This is a genomic window from Shewanella sp. WE21 (assembly GCF_002966515.1).
Taxonomy (GTDB): Bacteria; Pseudomonadota; Gammaproteobacteria; order Enterobacterales; family Shewanellaceae; genus Shewanella; species Shewanella oncorhynchi.
The window spans coordinates 4,293,580-4,314,101 of record NZ_CP023019.1 but is presented as its reverse complement, the minus strand read 5'-3'; the positions used below and the strand labels follow the sequence as shown (position 1 = coordinate 4,314,101).

Below are 20,522 nucleotides of genomic sequence, written 5' to 3'. Positions count from 1 at the left end.
GATAAGGTCAAAGCCTACCTAGGCTAACCATTTAGGAACTCAAGATGTTTGATAATCCAGCATTATTACTATGGAGTTTAGTCTTTAGCCTCTTTGGTCTTGGCTTTTTCACCTATGGCAAACGCCAAGCGGCCCCCATCCCTTTAGCCGTTGGCCTCACCCTGATGATTTATCCCTATTTTGTCACCAATCTCGCGTTACTTATCGCCATCGGCATCGCCCTGATCGCACTGCCGTATTTTGTAAGGATATGATTTGGGGTTTATAGAAATGTGTACGGACAGAAGCTACAAAATAAATGGTGAGGCTAATACAACTTGTATACCTCTACACTCATACCACAATAGGTTGATACAAAATCTCAGGCACTCCACGCTTCTTAAGAAAATATTGCGCCGTCTTTGTTATTTTTTCAGTATGAGAGACTGTTTTCACCTGATAATAACCGCTTAAAATTCGCTTAGTCAGCATGACCGCGAAATCATAATGTTCCTGTTGATAAGGTTCTATTACCTCATTTGTTGGAATTAATTCATTTAACTCATTCATTTCTAACCAATCCATCGCTTCAGCAAGCCAAAATAGCTTTATGACAATGGCTAACTCGCATAATGGATGATCCGCAATTGCAATAGGAATCTCATTACCATCATCCCAATTATAATGGTCCAATAAGGCATACAATTCATGTGCTGACGAGATAGTTTTTACAAGGTTTACCGCCTCTTCAACATCCTCGATGTCATAAACAATTCTATCAATAATTTCTGTCATTATATTTAAGTCCTTAATGTTTCAACCAGCCCATTTAACATAGGATAAAGGAGTGATGAGAACTTAATACAAAGCCCGAAATAGAAATATCCAAAACATTGAAACTCCTTTTCATTCACCTCACCACTGATAAATGGGTTCAACTATTCTCGGCAGATGGTAAAACGGCGCACCGCAAAAATCCCCAATAGTGAAAGTATTAATAAAGATAAACTGCCACCGCCGCTGTAACCTTGTTTATGTTCAATGGTGGCGACGTGCTCTTCCTTAACCCGAGTTTTAAAACGGGCAAGCTCGTCATCTAAATTGACTATCATGTCGTTTACCGCAAGATCAAAGCCCTCGTAGGATTTTTCTCTTAAGGTTGTCGTCACGCCAACAGCGGTTGAACTTTCAGTTAACTGATTAATACCTGGCGCCCTAAATAACATCTTCTGGCTACGCATATCGAAAACGGCGGTATCAACAAAGGTTTGAATCGCATTTTCATTACCGGGGATTAAATACATGCCCACAATCGTCCAATAAAGAATGGCGGATTTGTTCTCGTGGCTTTGCATCAATTGATCGTAAGAAACCAATGCCATGACATCGACATCATGCAGGCGAGCAACCTGCTGCAGGGTTTCAAAACCTTTACCATTTTTAAGATAGGTACTTGGGATCACTTCGATACGATCGATATAGTCATATTTAACAAAGGATTTTTTAACCTTATCAAGTAATGCCACTTGAGTACGACTATCGATGGCATTGGCTTGCCAATGGGATGACGGCAAAAAAGCAATGCCAACAGTGATAGGTAAACGCAGCACAGGTAAAGCAGGCTGCTGAGCCTGACGACTCTTTTCATCGGGGTACAGATATTCCACTAAACTGCTGGATACTGCATTTTTCTCCGTAGTATTACCGTTAAAAAATGCACTACAACCACCCAGTGAAAGCATTGCGAATGAGGCTATACCACAGGCTATTACCTTAAGTTTCATTTGTTTCCCTACCGTATCCATACACTTGCTGTTAATGATGAAAACTGAACCCACAACTAATGCAGATTTTGGATTACCTTATCCACTCATCAGAGTAAAAACAAGCTGTTATGTTCACATATCACAGCATTAATCTTCTTTGATTAGATTTTAAATACAAAAAAGCCGCACTATAAATGCGGCTAGTCAATAGGTACAACCACCTTCTAAAATACAACTTAAGTCAAAAGTTAAGCGTATTTACGCACTTTTTTAAGGGCAATTTGTTGTTTTAGCATGGATAAATGTTCGATAAATACTTTGCCATGCAAATGGTCGATTTCGTGCTGCAACACTATGGCTAAAAACTCATCGGTCTCGATTTCGATAGCCTTGCCCGTTCTGTCTAAGGCGGTCACTTTGACCTTTTCAAAACGTGACACTTTAGCGCGATAACCTGGGATAGACAGACAACCTTCTTCACCGACGAACTCACCTGACTTTTCAACAATCTCAGGATTAATCAGCACTAAAGGCTGGTCGCGACCGTCAGATAAATCGATCACGATAATGGCATCTGTACTGCCGACTTGAGTTGCCGCTAAACCTATACCATCGTCCGTGTGATACATGGTTTCGATTAAATCATCGATAAATCCCTGAACAGCTTCAATATCTTTTACAGGTTGCGCTTTACGTTTAAGACGCTCATCGGGAATAGTTAGAATATCGAGTACAGCCATGCCAGTTATCTTCTCTCATCGAGTCAAAAAAATTGGCGCTATTATGGACTATTTGACCATTTACACAATATTTAAGCTAAAAACAGTTTAAATATTTTGTTAGTAATCGAGCTAGCCGATAAAAATATCGAGAAGTGCTTAATCCTTTAAATACCAAATACCCTCTCATCTTCCGCTAAGCCACGCTTTACCGTTACACTAGCGTGAACTCATCAAGCAAAAGTTTTTGAGCGTGATTCTTTGTGAGTGAATACCATTAAGCTGAGGGTTAACAATTCAATGGCATCGTTCCCTAAAGACAAATCACCACTTTATCAATACCTTGAACAAGATAAACAGAGTGTAGCGAGAAAACAGCCCCAAACGGTGGACTTGTCTCCTATGGCGAAAATCTGGCATATCGTCGCCATGATCCCGCAGGGTAAAGTCAGCAGTTATGGCAAAATTGCCGATTATGCAGGATTACCGGGACGAGCGCGTTATGTGTCAAAAGCGCTGAAAGCAGCTCCCGAACATTTGTCACTCCCTTGGCATAGGGTACTCAATAGTCAAGGCAAAATATCCTTCGAGAAAAATTCAACCTTCTTTCAAGAACAGATGGAATTATTAAGAATTGAAGGGATAACAGTGAACTGCGGCAAAATTAGTTTGTCTGAATACGAGTGGCGCCCGGATCTGGTGACTTTAGTCATGGCAATGCCATTTTAGTTTAATATATTGATCCATAAACTATTTACATCTCTATTTACAGAAACGTCGTCCTCGGCTATAACCTGCTTACAGTCGATCCGATAATTGATTTATGCTCAACTGATTAACCCAGAACAGTGTAAGTAAGCATGCTACTCGACACTTTTTTATCAACCACTACCGACCATTCTGTAGTGATACAAGGTGAAAACCTGCGACCCAAGGAGCATTCTTTGCGTACCATTCCCACATTATTAGTGAGTTTTACCGTCCTCACTCAAAGTATGTTTGCCATGGCAGCGCCAACGCCGCTAACACCGCAGACGGCCGAATACCAAGTCAACTATGGAGACATTGAATTAGGAAAAGCCAAATACACGCTACCCAATCCCGAAGATGGCGTGTTTAAGTATCGTTTTGATAGCGATCTCAGCCTGTTATTGTTAACCGATGTGCGTCACATCTTGAGTGAATTTACTCAAAATGATACGCAGCTCAGTCCTTTGCGTTACTTACAACAACGCCAAGGTGTCGGGCCTAATTACACGGAGCAAACCGCATTCGCCAAAGCTCAAGGCTTTATTCATACCCGTTACAAAGATGAAAAAGGCAAGTTTCCCTATGATGATAAAATCTTTGATCCTCTTATGGTGCAGTTGCAATTTAGGCTAGATATGATGGCGGGCAAAGAAGTGCTCGACTATAAGATGGTCAAGGACAACGAAGTCGATGAATACAAGTTTCATGTGATCGGTAAAGAACGAATGAACATCGACAGCGGCAGTTACGACACAGTCAAAATCGAAGTCGTGCGTGACAATAAAAAACGTCAAACCTTCTTCTGGATGGCGCCTGACTTAGCGTATTTGCCCGTGCGGTTAACTCACTTTGAAAAAGGCAGTAAGCAGCTCGATATTAAGTTACTTAAATATCACTTCGATGAAGTGCCGCACCAAGAAACCATACCTGCAGACATTGCAGAGAAACCGCTAGTGCCTAAACTGCTCGGCACGACTGAAGGTTAATCGGTAAGGCATTGAGTTAAGATGTATAAACTTAACCCAATGATACAAAGCCTTAGCTTCACAATACTGAACTAAAGCCAAACTCATATCGAATAAAGCCCAACCGAACTAATATCTAACCGAACTATATTTAACTGAACTATATCTAACTGAACTTAGGGCCTACCTCTAAGTTCAGTTAATGTTCATGGCTAATGGTTCATCACTGATTGCTAGAAGGTATGTTAGATACTGACTCGAACTTTTTAATAAAGTGACCTGAACAAAACAAAGTCAACCGTAAATCCGCTTGCCCTCATTATTTAGCTCAGTGGTATCACATCAGAGATCGATTAACAGCTCACCCAATCTGAACAGCTTCCAGTTACCCGGCTGCATAACGCGCCACTGTTCATTCTCGGTCAATGGGCGAGTCGCAATCACAGTCACCACATCATGGGCGGTAGTTTCCTTATCAAAATCAATCACCACATCGGTATCAATAAGTTTCGCTTTACCAAACGGCGCGCGGCGAGTGATGTAACATAAGTTATTACTGCAATAGCTCATCAAATACTCGCCATCGCTCAATATCATGTTGAACACACCTAAGGCACGGATTTGCTCGGCCAACGTTGCGACGTAATGGAAAACTGCCAACATATCTTCAGGTTTAGTACCGCCAAACTTCTGGGCGACTTGTTCCAAAATCCAGCAGAAAGCAAGTTCGCTATCGGTATCGCCTACGGGTTGATAGCGCGAGACATGAAACTTGGGCAGATAGTCCGTCAATTGACCATTATGGGCATAGGTCCAATAACGTCCCCATAATTCGCGGGTAAAAGGATGAGTATTCTCTAAAGACACACAGCCGCGATTCGCTTGGCGAATATGGCTTATCACCACTTCACTTTTAATCGGGTAGGATTTGATCAATTTTGCAATATGCGATTCGCTACTCGGGCAAGCATCTTTAAAAGTACGGCTACCTTTCCCCTCGTAAAAAGTAATACCCCAGCCGTCCACGTGGGGACCGGTTACACCACCACGTTGTGCTAATCCCGTAAAACTAAACACAATATCGGTCGGCACATTGGCGCTCATCGCCAGTAACTCGCACATATTTCTCGCCTATCATCAATCAAAAAACTACTTATTGGCATTGTAACTAGTTGATGACATTTGTGGAATGATCAAAGCTGACAAATAATTTAAACAATTGTTTGAAAAATACTTGTATTAAAATTCTCTTAGGTTTAACTTTTATGCGACACAGGTCTGACCACAAACTATAATTGTGATCGCAATCAATAAAACACTCTATGACCTGTGGTTGGCACTCGGTCATATTTAAGGAGAATTACAGTGACTACCCTACTTTGGATCATCGCCATGATCTTAGTGCTAGGAGCCCTAGCTTACCTTCGGGTATCTTTGCTCACTGCCACTATTACAGCCGCTGTTGTGATGACAGCTGGATGGACACTCGATGTTGTCGGCCCTATCTCTTGGATCGTTTTCCTCGTGATCGCGCTGCCGTTAAATATCAGTGCATTTAGACAAAATGTGATCAGTCGTCCACTGATGAAGGTATATCGCGGCATAATGCCCGAAATGTCTTCAACAGAGAAAGAAGCGATTGAAGCCGGCACCACTTGGTGGGAAGCGGATCTGTTTGCGGGTAACCCGAACTGGAAAAAACTCCATAACTACCCAGTTGCGCGTTTAAGTGCAGACGAACAGGCCTTCCTCGATGGCCCTGTTGAAGAAGTGTGCCGCATGGTGAATCAACACCAAGTGTCACATCAACTTGCCGATCTGCCTGCCGACGTATGGCAATATCTGAAAGATCACGGTTTCTTCGCCATGATCATTAAGAAAAAATACGGCGGTTTAGAATATTCAGCTTATGCCCAATCTCGCGTGTTACAAAAACTGGCGGGGTTAAGCAGTGAGTTGGCTTCAACTGTTGGCGTACCTAACTCTTTAGGCCCTGGAGAGCTGCTGCAACATTACGGCACGCCAGAGCAACAAAACCATTATTTACCGCGTTTAGCCAAAGGCTTAGAAGTCCCCTGTTTTGCACTAACCAGCCCAGAAGCCGGTAGCGATGCAGGCTCGATTCCTGACTTTGGTATTGTGTGTAAAGGCCAATGGGAAGGCGAAGAAGTTCTGGGGATGAAGCTGACCTGGAACAAACGTTACATCACTTTAGCCCCTGTCGCGACAGTATTAGGCTTAGCCTTTAAACTGCGCGATCCAGAGCATCTACTTGGCGATAAAGAAGAACTCGGCATCACCTGTGCTTTGATCCCTACCGATGTGGAAGGAGTAGAAACAGGTCGTCGTCACTTCCCGCTCAACTGCATGTTCCAAAACGGTCCGACTCGCGGCAACGAAGTATTCGTGCCATTAAGCTTCATTATTGGCGGCCCGAAAATGGCTGGTCAAGGTTGGCGCATGCTGGTGGAATGTTTATCAGTGGGTCGTGGTATCACTCTGCCATCAAACTCAGCTGGCGGCGTGAAAACCGCGGCACTAGCAACAGGGGCTTATGCTCGCATTCGTCGTCAGTTCAAATTGCCTATCGGCAAGCTTGAAGGTATCGAAGAGCCAATGGCACGCATCGGCGGTAACGCTTATCTGATGGATGCGGTCACTACTTTGACCACTACAGGTATCGACTTAGGTGAAAAACCGTCGGTTATCTCTGCGATTGTGAAATATCACCTGACAGACAGAATGCAGAAATGCGTTATCGATGCCATGGATATTCACGGCGGTAAAGGCGTGTGTCTTGGCCCCAATAACTATTTAGGCCGTGGCTACCAAGCTGCGCCTATCGCAATTACTGTTGAAGGTGCAAACATCCTTACCCGTTCTATGATCATCTACGGCCAAGGCGCGATTCGTTGCCATCCGTATGTACTCGCAGAAATGGAGTCAGCGTTTGATACTGAATCGGGTCAAGGTTTAGCTAACTTTGATGCGGCTATCTTTGGTCACATTGGTTTTGCGACCAGTAACTTCATCCGTAGCTTCTGGTTAGGTCTGACATCAAGCCGTTTCTCTAACGCGCCTTATTCAGATAAAACCAAACGTTATTATCAACAGATGAACCGTTTCAGTGCCAACCTTGCCCTGCTTTCTGACTTAGCCATGGCAACCTTGGGCGGCAACCTTAAACGTAAAGAACGTATCTCTGCCCGTTTAGGTGACTTACTGAGCCAACTGTATCTGGCATCCGCCACACTGAAACGCTATGAAGATGAAGGCCGTCAAACCGACGACTTACCATTAGTACAATGGGCAGTTGAAGATGCGCTGTACAAGCTGCAAGCTTCTTTAGACGATTTACTGGATAACTTCCCTATGGGCCTTGGCGGCGCATTACGTGTGGTGATGTTCCCATTCGGTCGTCCACTGAAACGCCCAAGCGATGTGTTAGATCATAAAGTCGCTAAGATCATGCAAACACCGTGTGAAAGCCGTAACCGTTTAGGTAAAGGCCAGTTCTGGACTAACTCTGAGCACAATGCTGTGGGTATCCAAGAACAAACACTACTCGACATCATCGCGTCTGAACCGCTGCACGACAAAGTCTGTAAAGCGAGCGGTAAACGTCTACCATTTATGTGGTTAGATAAAGTTGCCGCAGAAGGTAAAGCCTTAGGTGTGTTAAGCGATGCCGAAGTGCAATTACTGGAAAGAGCCGAAATTGGTCGTATGAAATCAATCAACGTTGATGACTTTGATCCAGCAGAACTGCGCCCAGAAGTGGTTTCAACCACTTCACAGGAACGTGCTGCGTAATCCACTCAGTAAGATTTAAACCACAAAAAGGAGGCTAATAAGCCTCCTTTTTTAATGCCTATAACCAATCCACGACTCAAGTCATTAAGCAGCTTTAAATGAGCAGCCTAGGTTAATTCTTTACTAAGGTCTCATCTACAGCTTGTAGTGGATCAGCGGTATTATCTTCAGTAGCCACCTCAGCTTGAGCCTTTTCAAGCTTTAATCGCTCGGCCTCCTCTTCCGCTTTTGCCTTTGCTAAAGCAGATTCTGCTGCTTTTTCTTGGGCTTCCCGCTCTGCAATCGCTTGCTGCACTTTGGCTTCTTCTAAAGCTTCAATTGGCAATAGACTGATAAGCTCAATGCCATTCGGAAATACGGTATCATTACCCGAAACAACGACGACCTTACCTTCTTTTGTCAGGTAAACCAGTGGTATTGCCGTCTCACCGTAACGCTTACGAAAATGTTCAAAGCTGAAGTTTTCGGTTAAATTCGTTACTTTCAGTTGAGCGCCTTTCGCCATTAGGCTGGCTATCTTGGCATAAGACACTGCATCACCAAACAAACATAAACGTTGCTTATAACTTTCAGAGAGCTGGTGGCGCGCACTGCCAACTTCGGTATTATTAAGACCAAAAACTTTTTTAGCACCAAAAAAGTCTTGGAAATGAAAGCTCACTAACGGGTTTAACTGTCGGTAAGGTGAAATAATCAACACGCGGCCAATTCCAGTTAAATCCATATAAGTTTCAGCATGTTCCGAAACAGGATTACCAAAATACACTGGAATATTATCCATACGCGCGAGCCTAATGTTGTCCCAGTTATTATCAGCCAGTAGCACTTTGACATCTTTGGCTTTTAAAATTTTCGCTAACTCTCTGGAAAATTTTGAGGCACCAAAGATCAATAAACCTTGGGCAGAATCGGCTTTAACTCCAAGAAATCGTGCCCAACGTCCCGCCGTTAAACTTTGGACCACCACAGTGCCGATAATAATTAAGAACACTAAGGGTACAATTGCATCGGCGCCCTGCACATTGTTGGCTTCTAACTTGATTGCAAATAACGAAGATACCGCCGCGGCCACAATACCTCGAGGGGCAATCCAGCATAAAAACCACTTATCCGCTTTCGACAGAGATGTGCCGATACCAGAAGCCCAAATACTCAGCGGTCGTGCCAATAACATGGTCACCGCTAAAACACCCAGTCCACCCCAACCTAAGCCGAGCATGGCATTAGAATCTAATCGCGCCGCCAGTAAAATAAACAGTGCAGAAATTAACAGTACGGTTAATGTTTCTTTAAATTCAAGGATTTCAGCAATATCCACACCACGCATATTCGCAAGCCAAATGCCCATAACCGTCACAGTCAATAAACCCGATTCTTCTTGTAATAGGTTCGAGCCGACAAAGATACCCAGCATTAAGGTCAAAACGGCGGTATTACGCAGATAGTGTGGCAATAGGTTGTGTCTTAAGATTTGTCCCGTTAGATAACCCGCCACTGCGCCAAGTCCTAATCCGAGGGACAACATAGAGCCTAAGGCATAGAGCACATGCGTCGTTTGATCGCTAGCAACGGTTATGTATTCAAAGACTAACACTGCGAGCAGCGCGCCTATTGGATCAATCACTATGCCTTCCCAACGCAAAATACTCGCCAGCTGGGATTTAGGACGCACACTTCTGAGCATTGGCACAATAACCGTAGGCCCAGTCACCACCACTAGCGCCCCAAAGAGCAATGCAATTTCCCAACTAAAATCCAGTAAATAAAAGGTGGCCGTACTGATACAGGCCCAAGTGATCACGGTACCGATAGTCACAAGATGCGTCACCATACGACCATGATCTTTGATTTCTTTGAAGTTAAGAGTCAAAGCCCCTTCAAATAAAATCACGGCGACCCCGAGGGAAATAATAGGAAAAAGCAAATCACCAAAAATCGCATCAGGATTGAGGAGTCCAAGCCCAGGGCCTAAAGTGAGCCCACATAGCAACAAGGGTAAAATCGCTGGTAACCGCAGTTTCCAGCCAAGCCATTGACAAAATAACGATAGCACTCCAATTAGCGCTAGCATGCCAGTAATGTGTTCAACCATATAAATCCTTTAGATAACTGAGCTAAATACTAATGAGCTTAGCTTTAATGACGCAGATGACAACAGCATGAACAGTAAGCTGAAATTATCTATTCGATATATCCACTGTTAAATATGACTCTTCCCTCATCACCTATGGAGAAAAAATCAAGAAAACGGAGCAATCTAGCGACATTAAGTAAAATAAGCTGTAGTACAAATCCGAAAACATCAGATTTACCTTAAATAAGGATTTAAACTTAAAATAGAAAAACAAAAAAGCCTTATCTTTCGACAAGGCTTTAATCATTTGATGAAGCGAAGACATTGATCAGCAATACACGCTGGTGACTTTCGATAATACGCTAGCTCAAACTTTTATCGTTATTAGGTGTCAACTATAACGATGAGCTAATGCCTAACAACTAAAATGCGTGTGGGCCCTACTCACTTGATAGACACAACCACATTTATACATATTTACCGAATCCAAATAATAACGCAGGGGATAAATCCCCTGCTTAACACCATTAATCCCTACGGCTACCGTAGTAATCGTGCAGTTCGTTTTCCCATTCAACATCTTTCATATTGGGCCAATGGCCTTTGTCAAAACCCGGCGCCGTTTTGAGTCGCTCTAATGATATGTCCATGACAAAACATTTTTGCTCATGATTAAGTGTCAGCATCTTCCAAGGCACTGCAAACAGCTTTTCTCCAAAACCGAAATAAGTACTGAACGACAGTACCGCATACCCGACGTGGCCCGTTTCCACTTCAAGCATAATTTCTTTGATATCCCCTAAGGTTTCACCAGAATTATTAACAACATTATTGCCGATCAGTGTTTCAGCGCCCATCAGATATGGGCCGGGTCCTTGTGCCAATGATGGAGAAGCGAACTGTGGATTGTTGTAAATGCCGTAAACATCGCGATCATGATAATTCATTTTGTTGACCTCTTTATTAGCGCAGCCCATGAAACTGGACAACGGAATAAGTGAAATACCAAACGTTGGTTTCGAATTGAACATGTCCGTCATTGGACATAAGTTAGAGTATGCATCTCTACAATCACTCGCTCTGTTCGGCATACCGCTTATCAGGTAATGGAATATAAACACATCGACTCGTCAGATCCCTGTAAGTGCGCCAGCGTACCGACATCCCATTTGCTACGGCACAGACTCATGTTACCCAGTGCAAAATTGCCCTGGTATCAGGAAGATTAGCCATGTCAATTGCGACTATTTTATTGATTATTTTAATTTTGTTATTTCTCGGCATGCTCCCCACTTGGCCCCATAGCCGAAACTGGGGTTATCGTCCTGGTGGACTTATAGGCATAGTGCTACTGGTGCTGATTATATTGCTGTTAACGGGACGCGTTAGCTAATGCGCCCCATTTTTACTCTTTATCAAAAAGGATAATCTGATGAGAACAATTAAAATGTTAAGTATCTTCCTGCTGGCTCTAGGCTTAGTCGCCGTGGCCAGTTGCAGTTCTGCATACAACAAAGAAGGTACTGGCGAGTATTTAGACGACAGTGTGGTCACCACCAAAGTGAAAGCTGCCATTTTAGGTGATAAAAACTTAAGTGTGGCCGAGATTAATGTTGAAACCTTTAAAGGCGTGGTCCAGCTCAGCGGGTTTGTTAAATCGCGTGAAGATATCAATACTGCGGTAAAACTAACAAGCAAAGTCCCCGGCGTCATTTCAGTCAAAAACGATATGCAACTAAAATCTGGCGCACCTTCACCGCAACTAAAAAACTAGTCATTTAATCTCCATCATTCCGCAGCCCCGTTCTGATGCTGCGGCCCTTCTTTTTTGCAGCAGATTTTCTGGTGCCAAGTCAATGCCACCACAGGTTGAACCGCTATGCCCACTCAACACCAAGACACATTAGCCCCACAAATTCAGAACCGATTAATCCGTCATCTGCCAGTGGTGGAACAAGCAGATTTATTATCGCAAGCTGAGTTAGTCCAACTTAACTTTGCCGACTTACTGTGCAAGCCAGGCGAGTCATATCAATATGTCTATTTTCCCTTAACGGCTTTTATTTCTTTGATTGCTAAACTTCCCAAACATCCTGCATTGGAAATGGGTTTGATTGGTTACGAAGGTATGCTTGGGGCGACAACCTTGTTGGGCACTCGGCAAGTGCCTTCAGAGGCGATCATCCAAGGTTCTGGTCAAGCTTGGCGGCTCCCCATTGAAACCTTTGAAGGCTTACTCGCTCAAAATACCAATCTGAAGCAAATAGTAGAGACTTATCTATACACTTTGTTATGCCAATTATCACAAAATGCAGTCTGTGCCCATTTTCACTCCATTGAGTCTCGGCTAGCACGTTGGTTGCTAATGAGTCACGACCGAATTCAGACTGATGAGCTATATCTAACCCATCAATTTTTAGCCGACATGCTGGGTGTTAGGCGAAGCAGTATTACCGAGGCCGCAGGCAATTTACAGACCCGAGGCAGCATTTCATATAATCGTGGACGATTACATATTCTTGATCGACAAGCTCTACTTGCCCGTTGCTGCAGTTGTTATCACTCAATGCGCACTTAAGTGCATATTTTCCACTCGACGATTCAAAAAACCTGCCATTATGTTCGCTACCGTACATAGCATAGGTGTTTCTCGCTGTAACCTGAGTTAGCGACATCACCAAACAAGGACACGCTATCATAATGGACACACTAAAACTGAAATCTGTATCAGAGCGACCGCCACCGGAAACTCACTTCCCGCCAGAATCCAATCGGTTGTTATGTGAATTGCCAGAGGAAGTCAAACAACGTATTTTCCCGCATCTGGAACTGGTTCCATTAGAACTCGGACAAGTAGTCTGTGAAGCAGGCTCAAAGCAGCGTTATGTGTATTTCCCGCTGGACTCGATTATTTCGCTGCTATATGTGATGGAAAATGGGGCATCCGCTGAAATTGCTGTCGTTGGCAATGATGGTATGGTCGGCGTTGCACTGTTTATGGGAGGAGAAAGCACCACGAGTCGCGCTGTGGTGCAAAGTGCTGGCGTTGCCTATCGCTTGTTTGGTCAGCGGCTTAAAGACGAATTTAACCGTCATGGCGCCCTGCTCCATCTGTTACTACGTTACAGTCAGGTGCTACTGACCCAAATGGCCCAGACCGCGGTTTGCAATCGACACCATAGTATTGAACAGCAACTGTGTCGTTGGTTACTGCTTTCGATAGATAGACTGCCCGATGATCGCGTGTTAATGACACAAGAATTGATTGCCAATATGCTCGGCGTACGCCGTGAAGGTGTCACCGATGCGGCAGGAAAACTGCAACGCATGGGGGTAATCAATTACAGTCGTGGGAATATTGAAGTGGTCGATCGCGCGTTACTAGAACAAACCTGTTGTGAATGTTACGCAGTCGTTAAGCAGGAATCAGAACGGCTGATGCCACCTCAACAAGCGCAGCAAACATAAACGTACTGTGGATAAAAATACACATAACGGATGGCTAGACCACTCGTACAACAGCCATTCTATCGTTATCCCATATGCCACTTCAGTACTACAACCACACTGGTACTGCAGAGCATAAACAAAACAGGCAGTCATCAACCCTACACGCCAACATGGCGCAAACTGATGCTGCCTAATATCCGACACATTACCTTTGTAATCAATGCATTATTATTGATTATATCGGCCCGCTCAGCAAACAAAAAACGTGCCGCGTGGCCAATATTGCCACTACAGATCCCATGCGCGCTAACGCACAGACGTTCAATAGTTAACAGGTCATGCTGAATGTACGGTTCATGCACTCTTGCACTACACCGGGTTACTTGAGGTTTATATGAAAAAAATCAAAGAACAACATAAATCCATCGATAACGATGCACAGAATTCCGACACCAACAAAGCCAATCCTCCCGTCGTAGCCCGCAACCGGCAGATGATCAAAACCACAGTTGCAGATAAAGCTAAACAAGACGTGGATACCAGTAAAAGCACACATAATAAGCGAGGTTGAAGAACTTAAATCAAACGACAAGGAAGGTAACTGGACTGAAAAAGAGCCAAATCATCACTCGTTAGCCTAGAACGTGACGAACAAACAGGGAAAAGTTTCATTGATTAAGTGCAAAAACTAAACCTTGCAGTAACACACTGCGTTTAGCTCAAGCCGATGCAACCCTTACTGTGTCGGCCCTCTTTAACCCAGAGGAGTAGATCATGAATTTCCGTGGCGTCAAATCACTCACTCATACTAACTGACTCAAAAATGGGGCTATTCACCAGTATATTTAACTGTGCATGGTGGAATAACAAACCTAAAGACCACACTCGGGGCACTGTTTCCGAGAAAGGAATTTCAAATGAACATCAATAAAAATCAACAACAGCAATATTCAATCGGCCTGCAGCGAGCCAAGCACTTCTTATTAGCAGGCTGTATTGCAACAGCGCTCGTGGGCTGCAGTTCAACGCCATTGACTAAGACCGCAGAAATGGAACGGGCTGAACACACCATTGCCCGCGCAGAGCAAGCAAGAGTCGGCCAATATGCCTCAAATGAACTGGCACAGGCCAGACTTAAACTTCAATCTGCAAGCAGCGCATTACTCAATATGGACACTGTCAGCGCCGATCGTTACGCCATAGAGGCGAGCCTTGAGGCCGAATTGGCACAAGCTCGCGCTGAGCTGGCACAAGCCAATAGCGTCAATAATGAAATGAAAAACAATATCAGCATACTGCAGCAAGAAATGTTGCGCCGTTCAGGAGGAATTCAGTAATGAAAAAACTTATCGCTTCGTCGGGTCTGCCTTTACGTTTTAGCCAAATACTGGCATATAGCCTACTCCTAACCACTGTAGCAGCTTGTAGCAGTACGCCCAAAATAGCTGAAGGCATCGGTGATATCCGTACAGAACTTAATAAACTGCAAGCGAATAATGAACTGGCAATTTTAGCCCCTGCTGCCATTAAACAAGCTGAAGAAGCCGTTCGCGCTGCTGAACAACCGGTAAAAGATGAGCAACAATCACAGCACCTAGTGTTTGTTGCTGATAAGAAAGTCAATATTGCCTTAGCTCAAGCGCAGAGCCGCTTTGCCGAAGATCAACACAAAGTCCTCGCCAAAAAACGCGATGACGCCAGATTGGATGCTCGCACCACAGAGGCCAATCAAGCCCATCAAGATGCGCGCCTAGCCCGTGCTGATGCTGCTGATGCGCGTCAGGAAACGACCGAACTGCAAGCCCAGCTCACATTGCTGAATGCCCGTCAGTCAGAACGTGGTTGGGTCGTAACCTTAGGTGATGTTTTATTTGACACTGCCAAAGCGGATCTTAAGTCATCGACCAGTCAACATCTAACCAACCTAGCGAACTTTCTGAACAAGTATCCCGCGCGTGGTGCCATGATTGAAGGGTATACAGATAGCGTAGGCAGTGAACAATACAATCTGGGTTTATCGCAGCAAAGAGCTGATAGTGTTAGCCATTTTTTACAAGGAAAAGGGATCCAATCCAATCGGCTCAGTAGCCTAGGTAAAGGTGAAAGCTCACCTGTTGCCAATAATGAGTCCGCCAGTGGCCGCCAGCAAAACCGTCGGGTTGAAGTCATCCTCACCGACACCGCACAGGCTCCACAGTAGCTATCACTTAATCATATTAAGATTTCAGCGTGATCCTTGCTGACATTTGAATCGAGTCTCATCGCTAATAAGATGAACAGCGCAGAAATTAAGGAGATCAGTAAAAAGCAAAAAGCCCCATCTTTCGATGGGGCTTTTTGCAATTTGGCGGAGCGGACGGGACTCGAACCCGCGACCCCCGGCGTGACAGGCCGTGCAGATATGGATTTTAACGCGTTACCTATTTTACCTAAATTGCTGTCAATTGATTTAATTAGCATTATTCACATGACCATCAGACTGTTAATTAATGACAATTAACGACAACTTGGTGGTCACGGTCACGAAAAACCGTCTTTTTACGGATCAATACTTGATCAATTTTGACAACTAAAAATAGTGTTAACTTCATGTTTAATGCAAATATGTACTCACACGAAATTACACTCTGTAGCCAAAATATTTTAAAGCAGCAAAAAAGATGAGTTTTCCATATCCTGCAGTGAAGAGTGTATTCGTGACCTTGTCTCCGAAATCGATAGAAATATAGAAATAAAGCTGTAGGAGTAGAACACCTCGATATAACCCATCAACTGCGCAAACAACCACTTCAGCGTCTGTGACACCTGATAAACTGAGTTCTGCAGCAATAATTTCATGGCTATGTGTATCTACGGCAATATACAGTTTACGCCACACTCGGCGCTTCCCATCTGTGCCATGTTTCTTCACTTTCCACTCACCTTCGCCATAGACCTTCAAGCCTGTCGAGTCGATAGCTAAGTGCTCAATGGCGCCGCGAGTCTTGGTTTTAAAAGCAATATTGACCGTTTTCGCGCGTTTACTGATGTAGGTGTAATGCGGGCAAGATAATGGGATGTCACCCAGTTTAAACACCGAATTGATAAAGCCTTGTAAGGCTCGCGGTGGCATAGAGAAAATACGCTTAACCATCAACACAGTGGTAATGGCTAAGTCGCTAAACACTTGAGGGCGACCTTTCTTGGGCTGCTCGACCTTGGCTTTCCACTTAGCAATTGCATCCTCATCAATCCAGAAGGTAAGTGAACCGCGGTTGATTAAGGCTTGGTTGTATTGCTTCCAGTTGGTTATTTTATAGCGAGGTTTTGACACGGTTGATGGGTAAATTGATAAGCGATGCCGATCAGATCAGCGGCTACGGTTTTAGTTCAACCTATTTAGGAAACAAAGCCCTTAAAGAAATGACACAGAAATTTGAACACTACCCCTGGCCCGGACGCTTACCTAATATTTAATTTCCACCTTGCTATCTCCGACAATGCGTTCGCCTTTGGCAACCATAGTCGTGAATTTATATTCACCTGATTTTTCCTGGTATGACATTATACTTGGAGGATGTTCTTGTTTCTGAAAATGCATGTCCCACACTGAAGTCTCATGATTGTAGGCCATAAAGGCAAAACCCGTAACATTTTCTATTGTTTTCCCATCTTTCTCGTTATATCCGTAATCTTTGTAGCTCATATAACCAAGCAGACCTAAACCATGGTCATCATTATCATTATATTGGACATTCTCCTTATTGCCCTCCACGTGGTAAATCCTAAGTTTTTCTCCTGCAAGCTCATCAGCCACAAACGAACAGCCACTAAAGCTTGGAGTAAGGATTATCTCAGGATCTATCCCTTGTCTTGGATGTTTCGGCACATCAATTGATTTTCCCTGTGGTACCCAATAAGCGGAAATCGAAGTCTCTTGTTTTGGCATGATGCCTGCGTAAGTATCAACAATACGTAAAGCACCAAAACTACCGAATTTGTGCTTCACTTCTAATCCAGTGAAGATTAGGTTACCGCCATTTATAACTTCATCTTGGGTCCTTGGAGACAAACTACGCAGCTGACTAGTAATCAAATCCCCCACAACAGCTTTCTTCTTAAAATATTCGCTAGAAAGCAAAGCCAAAGGTGAAACAGATTTTCCTGTACCAGATACTTTTTCTTTGCTTTCAAAAGCTAACTCAGATCCTTTAATATCCCTTTCTTGACCCGCTATAATTCTGTTGTTTTTTTTCGGCTCAATATCCACATAGCTTATCACTAATGCCGCAGAAATCGGTTGTATAGCCGGCGATAACGATTTAGTTTCAACTGAAGAACCTGATCCCACCAGATGACCAGGCCTACCATGAACGTCGTTTAAACTAAGAATATTTCGTATGCTTTTTATATTGGCAGCAAAATTATTCCCGTTTGCCCCTACTCCATCAGAAACTCGTTGAACAGGAGGTACAGTAGAAAATGTTATAGCAGATGGTAATATCATAAATCTCTAAAAATAATTGAATAACGTAATTCAGAACGACCTCCCCCCAACAAGGTTCTGTCGCAAATTGAGATCTTGCCGCTCCAAATAGCGGGGACAGTATCCCTCAGATACAACTAGGCAGTTAAAGAATAAATTTGTTCCCATGGAGTCATCATTTAAGCCTTGTCCATTTGCCTCAACTTAATCATGGACCAAAGCTCAACGCTAGCCAATGTCGACTCCGCCCCTTCCCAGGACTTCCAACCTAGGCATTGATGCATTTTCCCCTTCACTTTTCGGTGGCTTTACTCGACTATATTATTCAAATATTTAACGGTAAGCACCTCAATCATAAAGAGTAGATAGCCACAGAGTATCTAACGCTGCTGCATTAGCGCCACTTTTATCAATGACTACCTTCTCAGGTAAGCCATGTTGATTGATAGCTTTAGTGAAAAAAGCGTGCGCGGCAGGCTCATCACGGGTTTCACTTAAGTAAAAATCAATCACAGCACCGAATTTATCCACTTATCCACTGCACGATAATAGTAAACCCACTGACCCTTAATTATTATGTAGGTTTCATCCATTCGCCATGAGCCAAATACTCAACGCTTGCTCATTCTGAATTTAGCTTCAAGCTGTGGTGCATATTTGATAACCCAACGATTCAGTGTTGAGTGCGCTGTTGATTAAATCATTTCATAACTTAGATCTCAAGAATAACCGACACACTTTGGTATATCTGTTGCATATATGCTTCAGGTTCTCACACAATCCACCAAGGTACCCTATGGGTAACCAGTATAAGCAACTGACAATCAAAGAAAGATACCAGTGTCAACGCCAGTTTAGAATTGACCCACTTTTCGACATTATCGCCGAAATAAAATAGACTCTCCCATGTAATTATTTCTTACCGACAGTCAGCGTTTCTAATACCGTCGGGATAGTCCCTGCGGCCTTTTTCCTCTGAGTCGATAGCTCTCACCGCTAATCTGCACGATGTGCGAGTGATGCAGTAACCTATCCAGTAACGCCGCTGTTAATGTCGTATAGTCGGCGAACGCCCTTGACCACTGCGAGAACGGCAAATTACTGGTAACAATGATGCTACCTTGTTCGTAGCGCTTGGCGATGACGTTGAAGAACAGATTAGCCTCTTCTCTGCCGAACGGTAGGTATCCGGTTCTGTCGTAAAATCAGATCTAGCCGCGGCTTTGTTACCTAAATCGAGTCAGCGAACAAAACTCTCATCATTGTTCAAATATCAAGCTACACTGTGGGTTTCAGGCATACCTAGGGCCTTGTTTCCTAATAGTGAAATCCAATATTTTTCGGGTTGAAATCAAAATAATATTCTGATTACAGATAAACGGCTGACGATGAAACAAGGGTTTTAAGCGCCATGCTGGCGCTCAGGAAGCACTCTGTAGTTATTGGTGCTTTTAGGAAACAAAGCCCATACCTAGCCCAGTAAGCTTGTTCAAAGCCCTAATCATCGCGTAAGTTTCTCCCACCTGAGCGTTATAATTCCGCATGCTCAACGTGCCTCCTAGCAGTTGTTTTATCCTGTACATAGCGGCTTCTGAGATTGAACGGCGATGATAACCATACCGTTTTTTCCACTGCTTATTTGAGCCATGAAGCTATTGCCTACTGACGGCTAAGTTTCGTGGATGCCCTTATTCCCATAGCGCAGCACCTTCCCTAGGTGGAATGAGCACTAAAGCGCGTTTTCGACGAACGGCTTCATGACAGGCTTTCGTGTCGTAAGCACCATCACCCGAGATATTGCGGATTTTTCGATGGGTTTGCTTAAGTAAATTGGGCATCACTTCAGCGTCTGTGACACCTGATAAACTGAGTTCTGCGGCAATAATTTCATGGCTATGCGTATCTACGGCAATATGCCGTTTACTCCACACTCGGCGCTTTACATCTGTGCCATGTTTCTTCACTTTCCACTCACCTTCGCGATAGACCTTCAAGCCTGTTGAGTCGATAGCTAAGTGCTCAATGGCGCCGCGAGTCTTGGTTTTAAAAGCAATATTGACCGTTTTCGCGCGTTTACTGATGCAGGTGTAATGCGGGCAAGATAATGGGATGTCACCCAGTTTAAACACCGAATTGATAAAGCCCTGTAAGGCTTGCAGTGGCATAGAGAAAATACGCTTAACCATCAACACAGTGGTAATGGCTAAGTCGCTAAACACTCGAGGGCGACCTTTCTTTGGCTGCTCGACCTTGGCTTTCCACTTAGCAATTGCATCCTCATCAATCCAGAAGGTAAGTGAACCGCGGTTGATTAAGGCTTGGTTGTATTGCTTCCAGTTGGTTGTTTTATAGCGAGGTTTTGACACGGTTAATGGGTAAGTTGATAGGCTATGCCGATCAGATCTGCGGCTACAGTTTTAGTTCAACCTATTTAGGAAACAAAGCCCATCGGAGTGTGAGATACACCTTTTAACTCTATCAACTTGAGTGTGCCACTACACAAAGCAGAAGCCACCAACGAAAACACAATCAAATTAAACA

General features: G+C 43.9%; 19 protein-coding genes and 4 pseudogenes. 12 read left to right on the top strand and 11 right to left on the bottom strand.

The window, feature by feature from the left end; translation table 11 throughout:
• Nucleotides 1–44: 44 nt before the first annotated feature.
• Nucleotides 45–254 (top strand): hypothetical protein, encoded by a 210-nt coding sequence (locus CKQ84_RS19295; protein WP_105252424.1) that lies wholly within the window; start codon nucleotides 45–47, stop codon nucleotides 252–254.
• A gap of 79 nt (nucleotides 255–333) precedes the next feature.
• Here CKQ84_RS19295 and CKQ84_RS19290 read toward each other — a convergent pair whose 3' ends face one another.
• The 3 genes from CKQ84_RS19290 to def form a co-directional block, all read right to left on the bottom strand.
• On the bottom strand, nucleotides 334–774 hold the full coding sequence (locus tag CKQ84_RS19290) for a DUF4274 domain-containing protein (RefSeq protein ID WP_105252423.1): 441 nt from the start codon (nucleotides 772–774) through the stop codon (nucleotides 334–336).
• Between the two features lie 143 nt (nucleotides 775–917).
• Nucleotides 918–1,763, bottom strand: a complete 846-nt coding sequence (gene rhlP / locus CKQ84_RS19285) for a rhombotarget lipoprotein (RefSeq protein ID WP_105252422.1) — start codon at nucleotides 1,761–1,763, stop codon at nucleotides 918–920.
• 230 nt (nucleotides 1,764–1,993) lie between these two features.
• The gene (gene def / locus CKQ84_RS19280) at nucleotides 1,994–2,485 is read right to left on the bottom strand and encodes a peptide deformylase (protein ID WP_011789520.1); all 492 of its coding nucleotides are present in this window, start codon (nucleotides 2,483–2,485) and stop codon (nucleotides 1,994–1,996) included.
• 279 nt (nucleotides 2,486–2,764) lie between these two features.
• On the opposite strand from def, the gene CKQ84_RS19275 reads away from it, so the two are divergent.
• Nucleotides 2,765–3,193: an MGMT family protein gene (locus CKQ84_RS19275; RefSeq protein ID WP_105252421.1), complete on the top strand. Its 429-nt coding sequence runs from the start codon at nucleotides 2,765–2,767 to the stop codon at nucleotides 3,191–3,193.
• A gap of 215 nt (nucleotides 3,194–3,408) precedes the next feature.
• On the top strand, nucleotides 3,409–4,200 hold the full coding sequence (locus CKQ84_RS19270; RefSeq protein ID WP_105252420.1) for a DUF3108 domain-containing protein: 792 nt from the start codon (nucleotides 3,409–3,411) through the stop codon (nucleotides 4,198–4,200).
• A 321-nt stretch (nucleotides 4,201–4,521) separates the two neighbouring features.
• Here the strand turns inward: CKQ84_RS19270 and CKQ84_RS19265 are convergent, their stop codons facing one another.
• Nucleotides 4,522–5,301, bottom strand: coding sequence for a class II glutamine amidotransferase (locus CKQ84_RS19265; RefSeq protein WP_105252419.1), 780 nt, complete (start codon nucleotides 5,299–5,301; stop codon nucleotides 4,522–4,524).
• 243 nt (nucleotides 5,302–5,544) lie between these two features.
• On the opposite strand from CKQ84_RS19265, the gene fadE reads away from it, so the two are divergent.
• Complete coding sequence (gene fadE / locus CKQ84_RS19260; RefSeq protein WP_028760048.1) at nucleotides 5,545–7,992, top strand: acyl-CoA dehydrogenase FadE; 2,448 nt, start codon at nucleotides 5,545–5,547, stop codon at nucleotides 7,990–7,992.
• Between the two features lie 112 nt (nucleotides 7,993–8,104).
• Here the strand turns inward: fadE and CKQ84_RS19255 are convergent, their stop codons facing one another.
• Nucleotides 8,105–10,084 (bottom strand): sodium:proton antiporter, encoded by a 1,980-nt coding sequence (locus CKQ84_RS19255; protein WP_173913199.1) that lies wholly within the window; start codon nucleotides 10,082–10,084, stop codon nucleotides 8,105–8,107.
• A 509-nt stretch (nucleotides 10,085–10,593) separates the two neighbouring features.
• On the bottom strand, nucleotides 10,594–11,013 hold the full coding sequence (locus CKQ84_RS19250) for a PRC-barrel domain-containing protein (protein WP_028760076.1): 420 nt from the start codon (nucleotides 11,011–11,013) through the stop codon (nucleotides 10,594–10,596).
• Nucleotides 11,014–11,303: 290 nt separating this feature from the next.
• Between CKQ84_RS19250 and CKQ84_RS19245 the strand changes: the two genes are divergently transcribed.
• From CKQ84_RS19245 to CKQ84_RS19210, 8 genes are all read left to right on the top strand, one after another.
• Nucleotides 11,304–11,459: a DUF3309 family protein gene (locus tag CKQ84_RS19245; protein ID WP_197018079.1), complete on the top strand. Its 156-nt coding sequence runs from the start codon at nucleotides 11,304–11,306 to the stop codon at nucleotides 11,457–11,459.
• Nucleotides 11,460–11,498: 39 nt separating this feature from the next.
• Nucleotides 11,499–11,840, top strand: a complete 342-nt coding sequence (locus tag CKQ84_RS19240; RefSeq protein WP_028760077.1) for a BON domain-containing protein — start codon at nucleotides 11,499–11,501, stop codon at nucleotides 11,838–11,840.
• A gap of 105 nt (nucleotides 11,841–11,945) precedes the next feature.
• Nucleotides 11,946–12,644, top strand: coding sequence for a Crp/Fnr family transcriptional regulator (locus CKQ84_RS19235; RefSeq protein ID WP_105252418.1), 699 nt, complete (start codon nucleotides 11,946–11,948; stop codon nucleotides 12,642–12,644).
• Between the two features lie 122 nt (nucleotides 12,645–12,766).
• Nucleotides 12,767–13,534 carry a Crp/Fnr family transcriptional regulator gene (locus CKQ84_RS19230; RefSeq protein WP_028760079.1) on the top strand — a complete coding sequence of 256 codons (768 nt, stop codon included), beginning with the start codon at nucleotides 12,767–12,769 and terminating at the stop codon, nucleotides 13,532–13,534.
• Nucleotides 13,535–13,910: 376 nt separating this feature from the next.
• Nucleotides 13,911–14,087, top strand: coding sequence for a hypothetical protein (locus CKQ84_RS19225; RefSeq protein WP_254053137.1), 177 nt, complete (start codon nucleotides 13,911–13,913; stop codon nucleotides 14,085–14,087).
• Nucleotides 14,088–14,433: 346 nt separating this feature from the next.
• On the top strand, nucleotides 14,434–14,853 hold the full coding sequence (locus CKQ84_RS19220; protein WP_105252417.1) for a DUF4398 domain-containing protein: 420 nt from the start codon (nucleotides 14,434–14,436) through the stop codon (nucleotides 14,851–14,853).
• A complete protein-coding gene (locus CKQ84_RS19215) occupies nucleotides 14,853–15,716 on the top strand; it encodes an OmpA family protein (protein ID WP_028760081.1) in 864 nt (287 codons plus the stop codon). The genes CKQ84_RS19220 and CKQ84_RS19215 overlap by 1 nt, the downstream gene beginning before the upstream one ends.
• A gap of 36 nt (nucleotides 15,717–15,752) precedes the next feature.
• Nucleotides 15,753–16,016: a hypothetical protein gene (locus CKQ84_RS19210; protein WP_105252416.1), complete on the top strand. Its 264-nt coding sequence runs from the start codon at nucleotides 15,753–15,755 to the stop codon at nucleotides 16,014–16,016.
• 282 nt (nucleotides 16,017–16,298) lie between these two features.
• Here CKQ84_RS19210 and CKQ84_RS19205 read toward each other — a convergent pair.
• The 5 genes and pseudogenes from CKQ84_RS19205 to CKQ84_RS19185 all read right to left on the bottom strand — a co-directional run.
• Nucleotides 16,299–16,829: pseudogene (locus CKQ84_RS19205) on the bottom strand (IS5 family transposase); the annotation flags it as partial.
• A gap of 132 nt (nucleotides 16,830–16,961) precedes the next feature.
• Nucleotides 16,962–18,002 carry a cytotoxin gene (locus tag CKQ84_RS19200; protein ID WP_105252415.1) on the bottom strand — a complete coding sequence of 347 codons (1,041 nt, stop codon included), beginning with the start codon at nucleotides 18,000–18,002 and terminating at the stop codon, nucleotides 16,962–16,964.
• Nucleotides 18,003–18,249: 247 nt separating this feature from the next.
• Nucleotides 18,250–18,667, bottom strand: a pseudogene (locus tag CKQ84_RS19195) (IS6 family transposase); the annotation flags it as partial.
• 252 nt (nucleotides 18,668–18,919) lie between these two features.
• Nucleotides 18,920–19,171, bottom strand: a pseudogene (locus CKQ84_RS19190) (ATP-binding protein); the annotation flags it as partial.
• 261 nt (nucleotides 19,172–19,432) lie between these two features.
• Nucleotides 19,433–20,347 (bottom strand): annotated as a pseudogene (locus CKQ84_RS19185) (IS5 family transposase).
• Nucleotides 20,348–20,522: the final 175 nt, after the last annotated feature.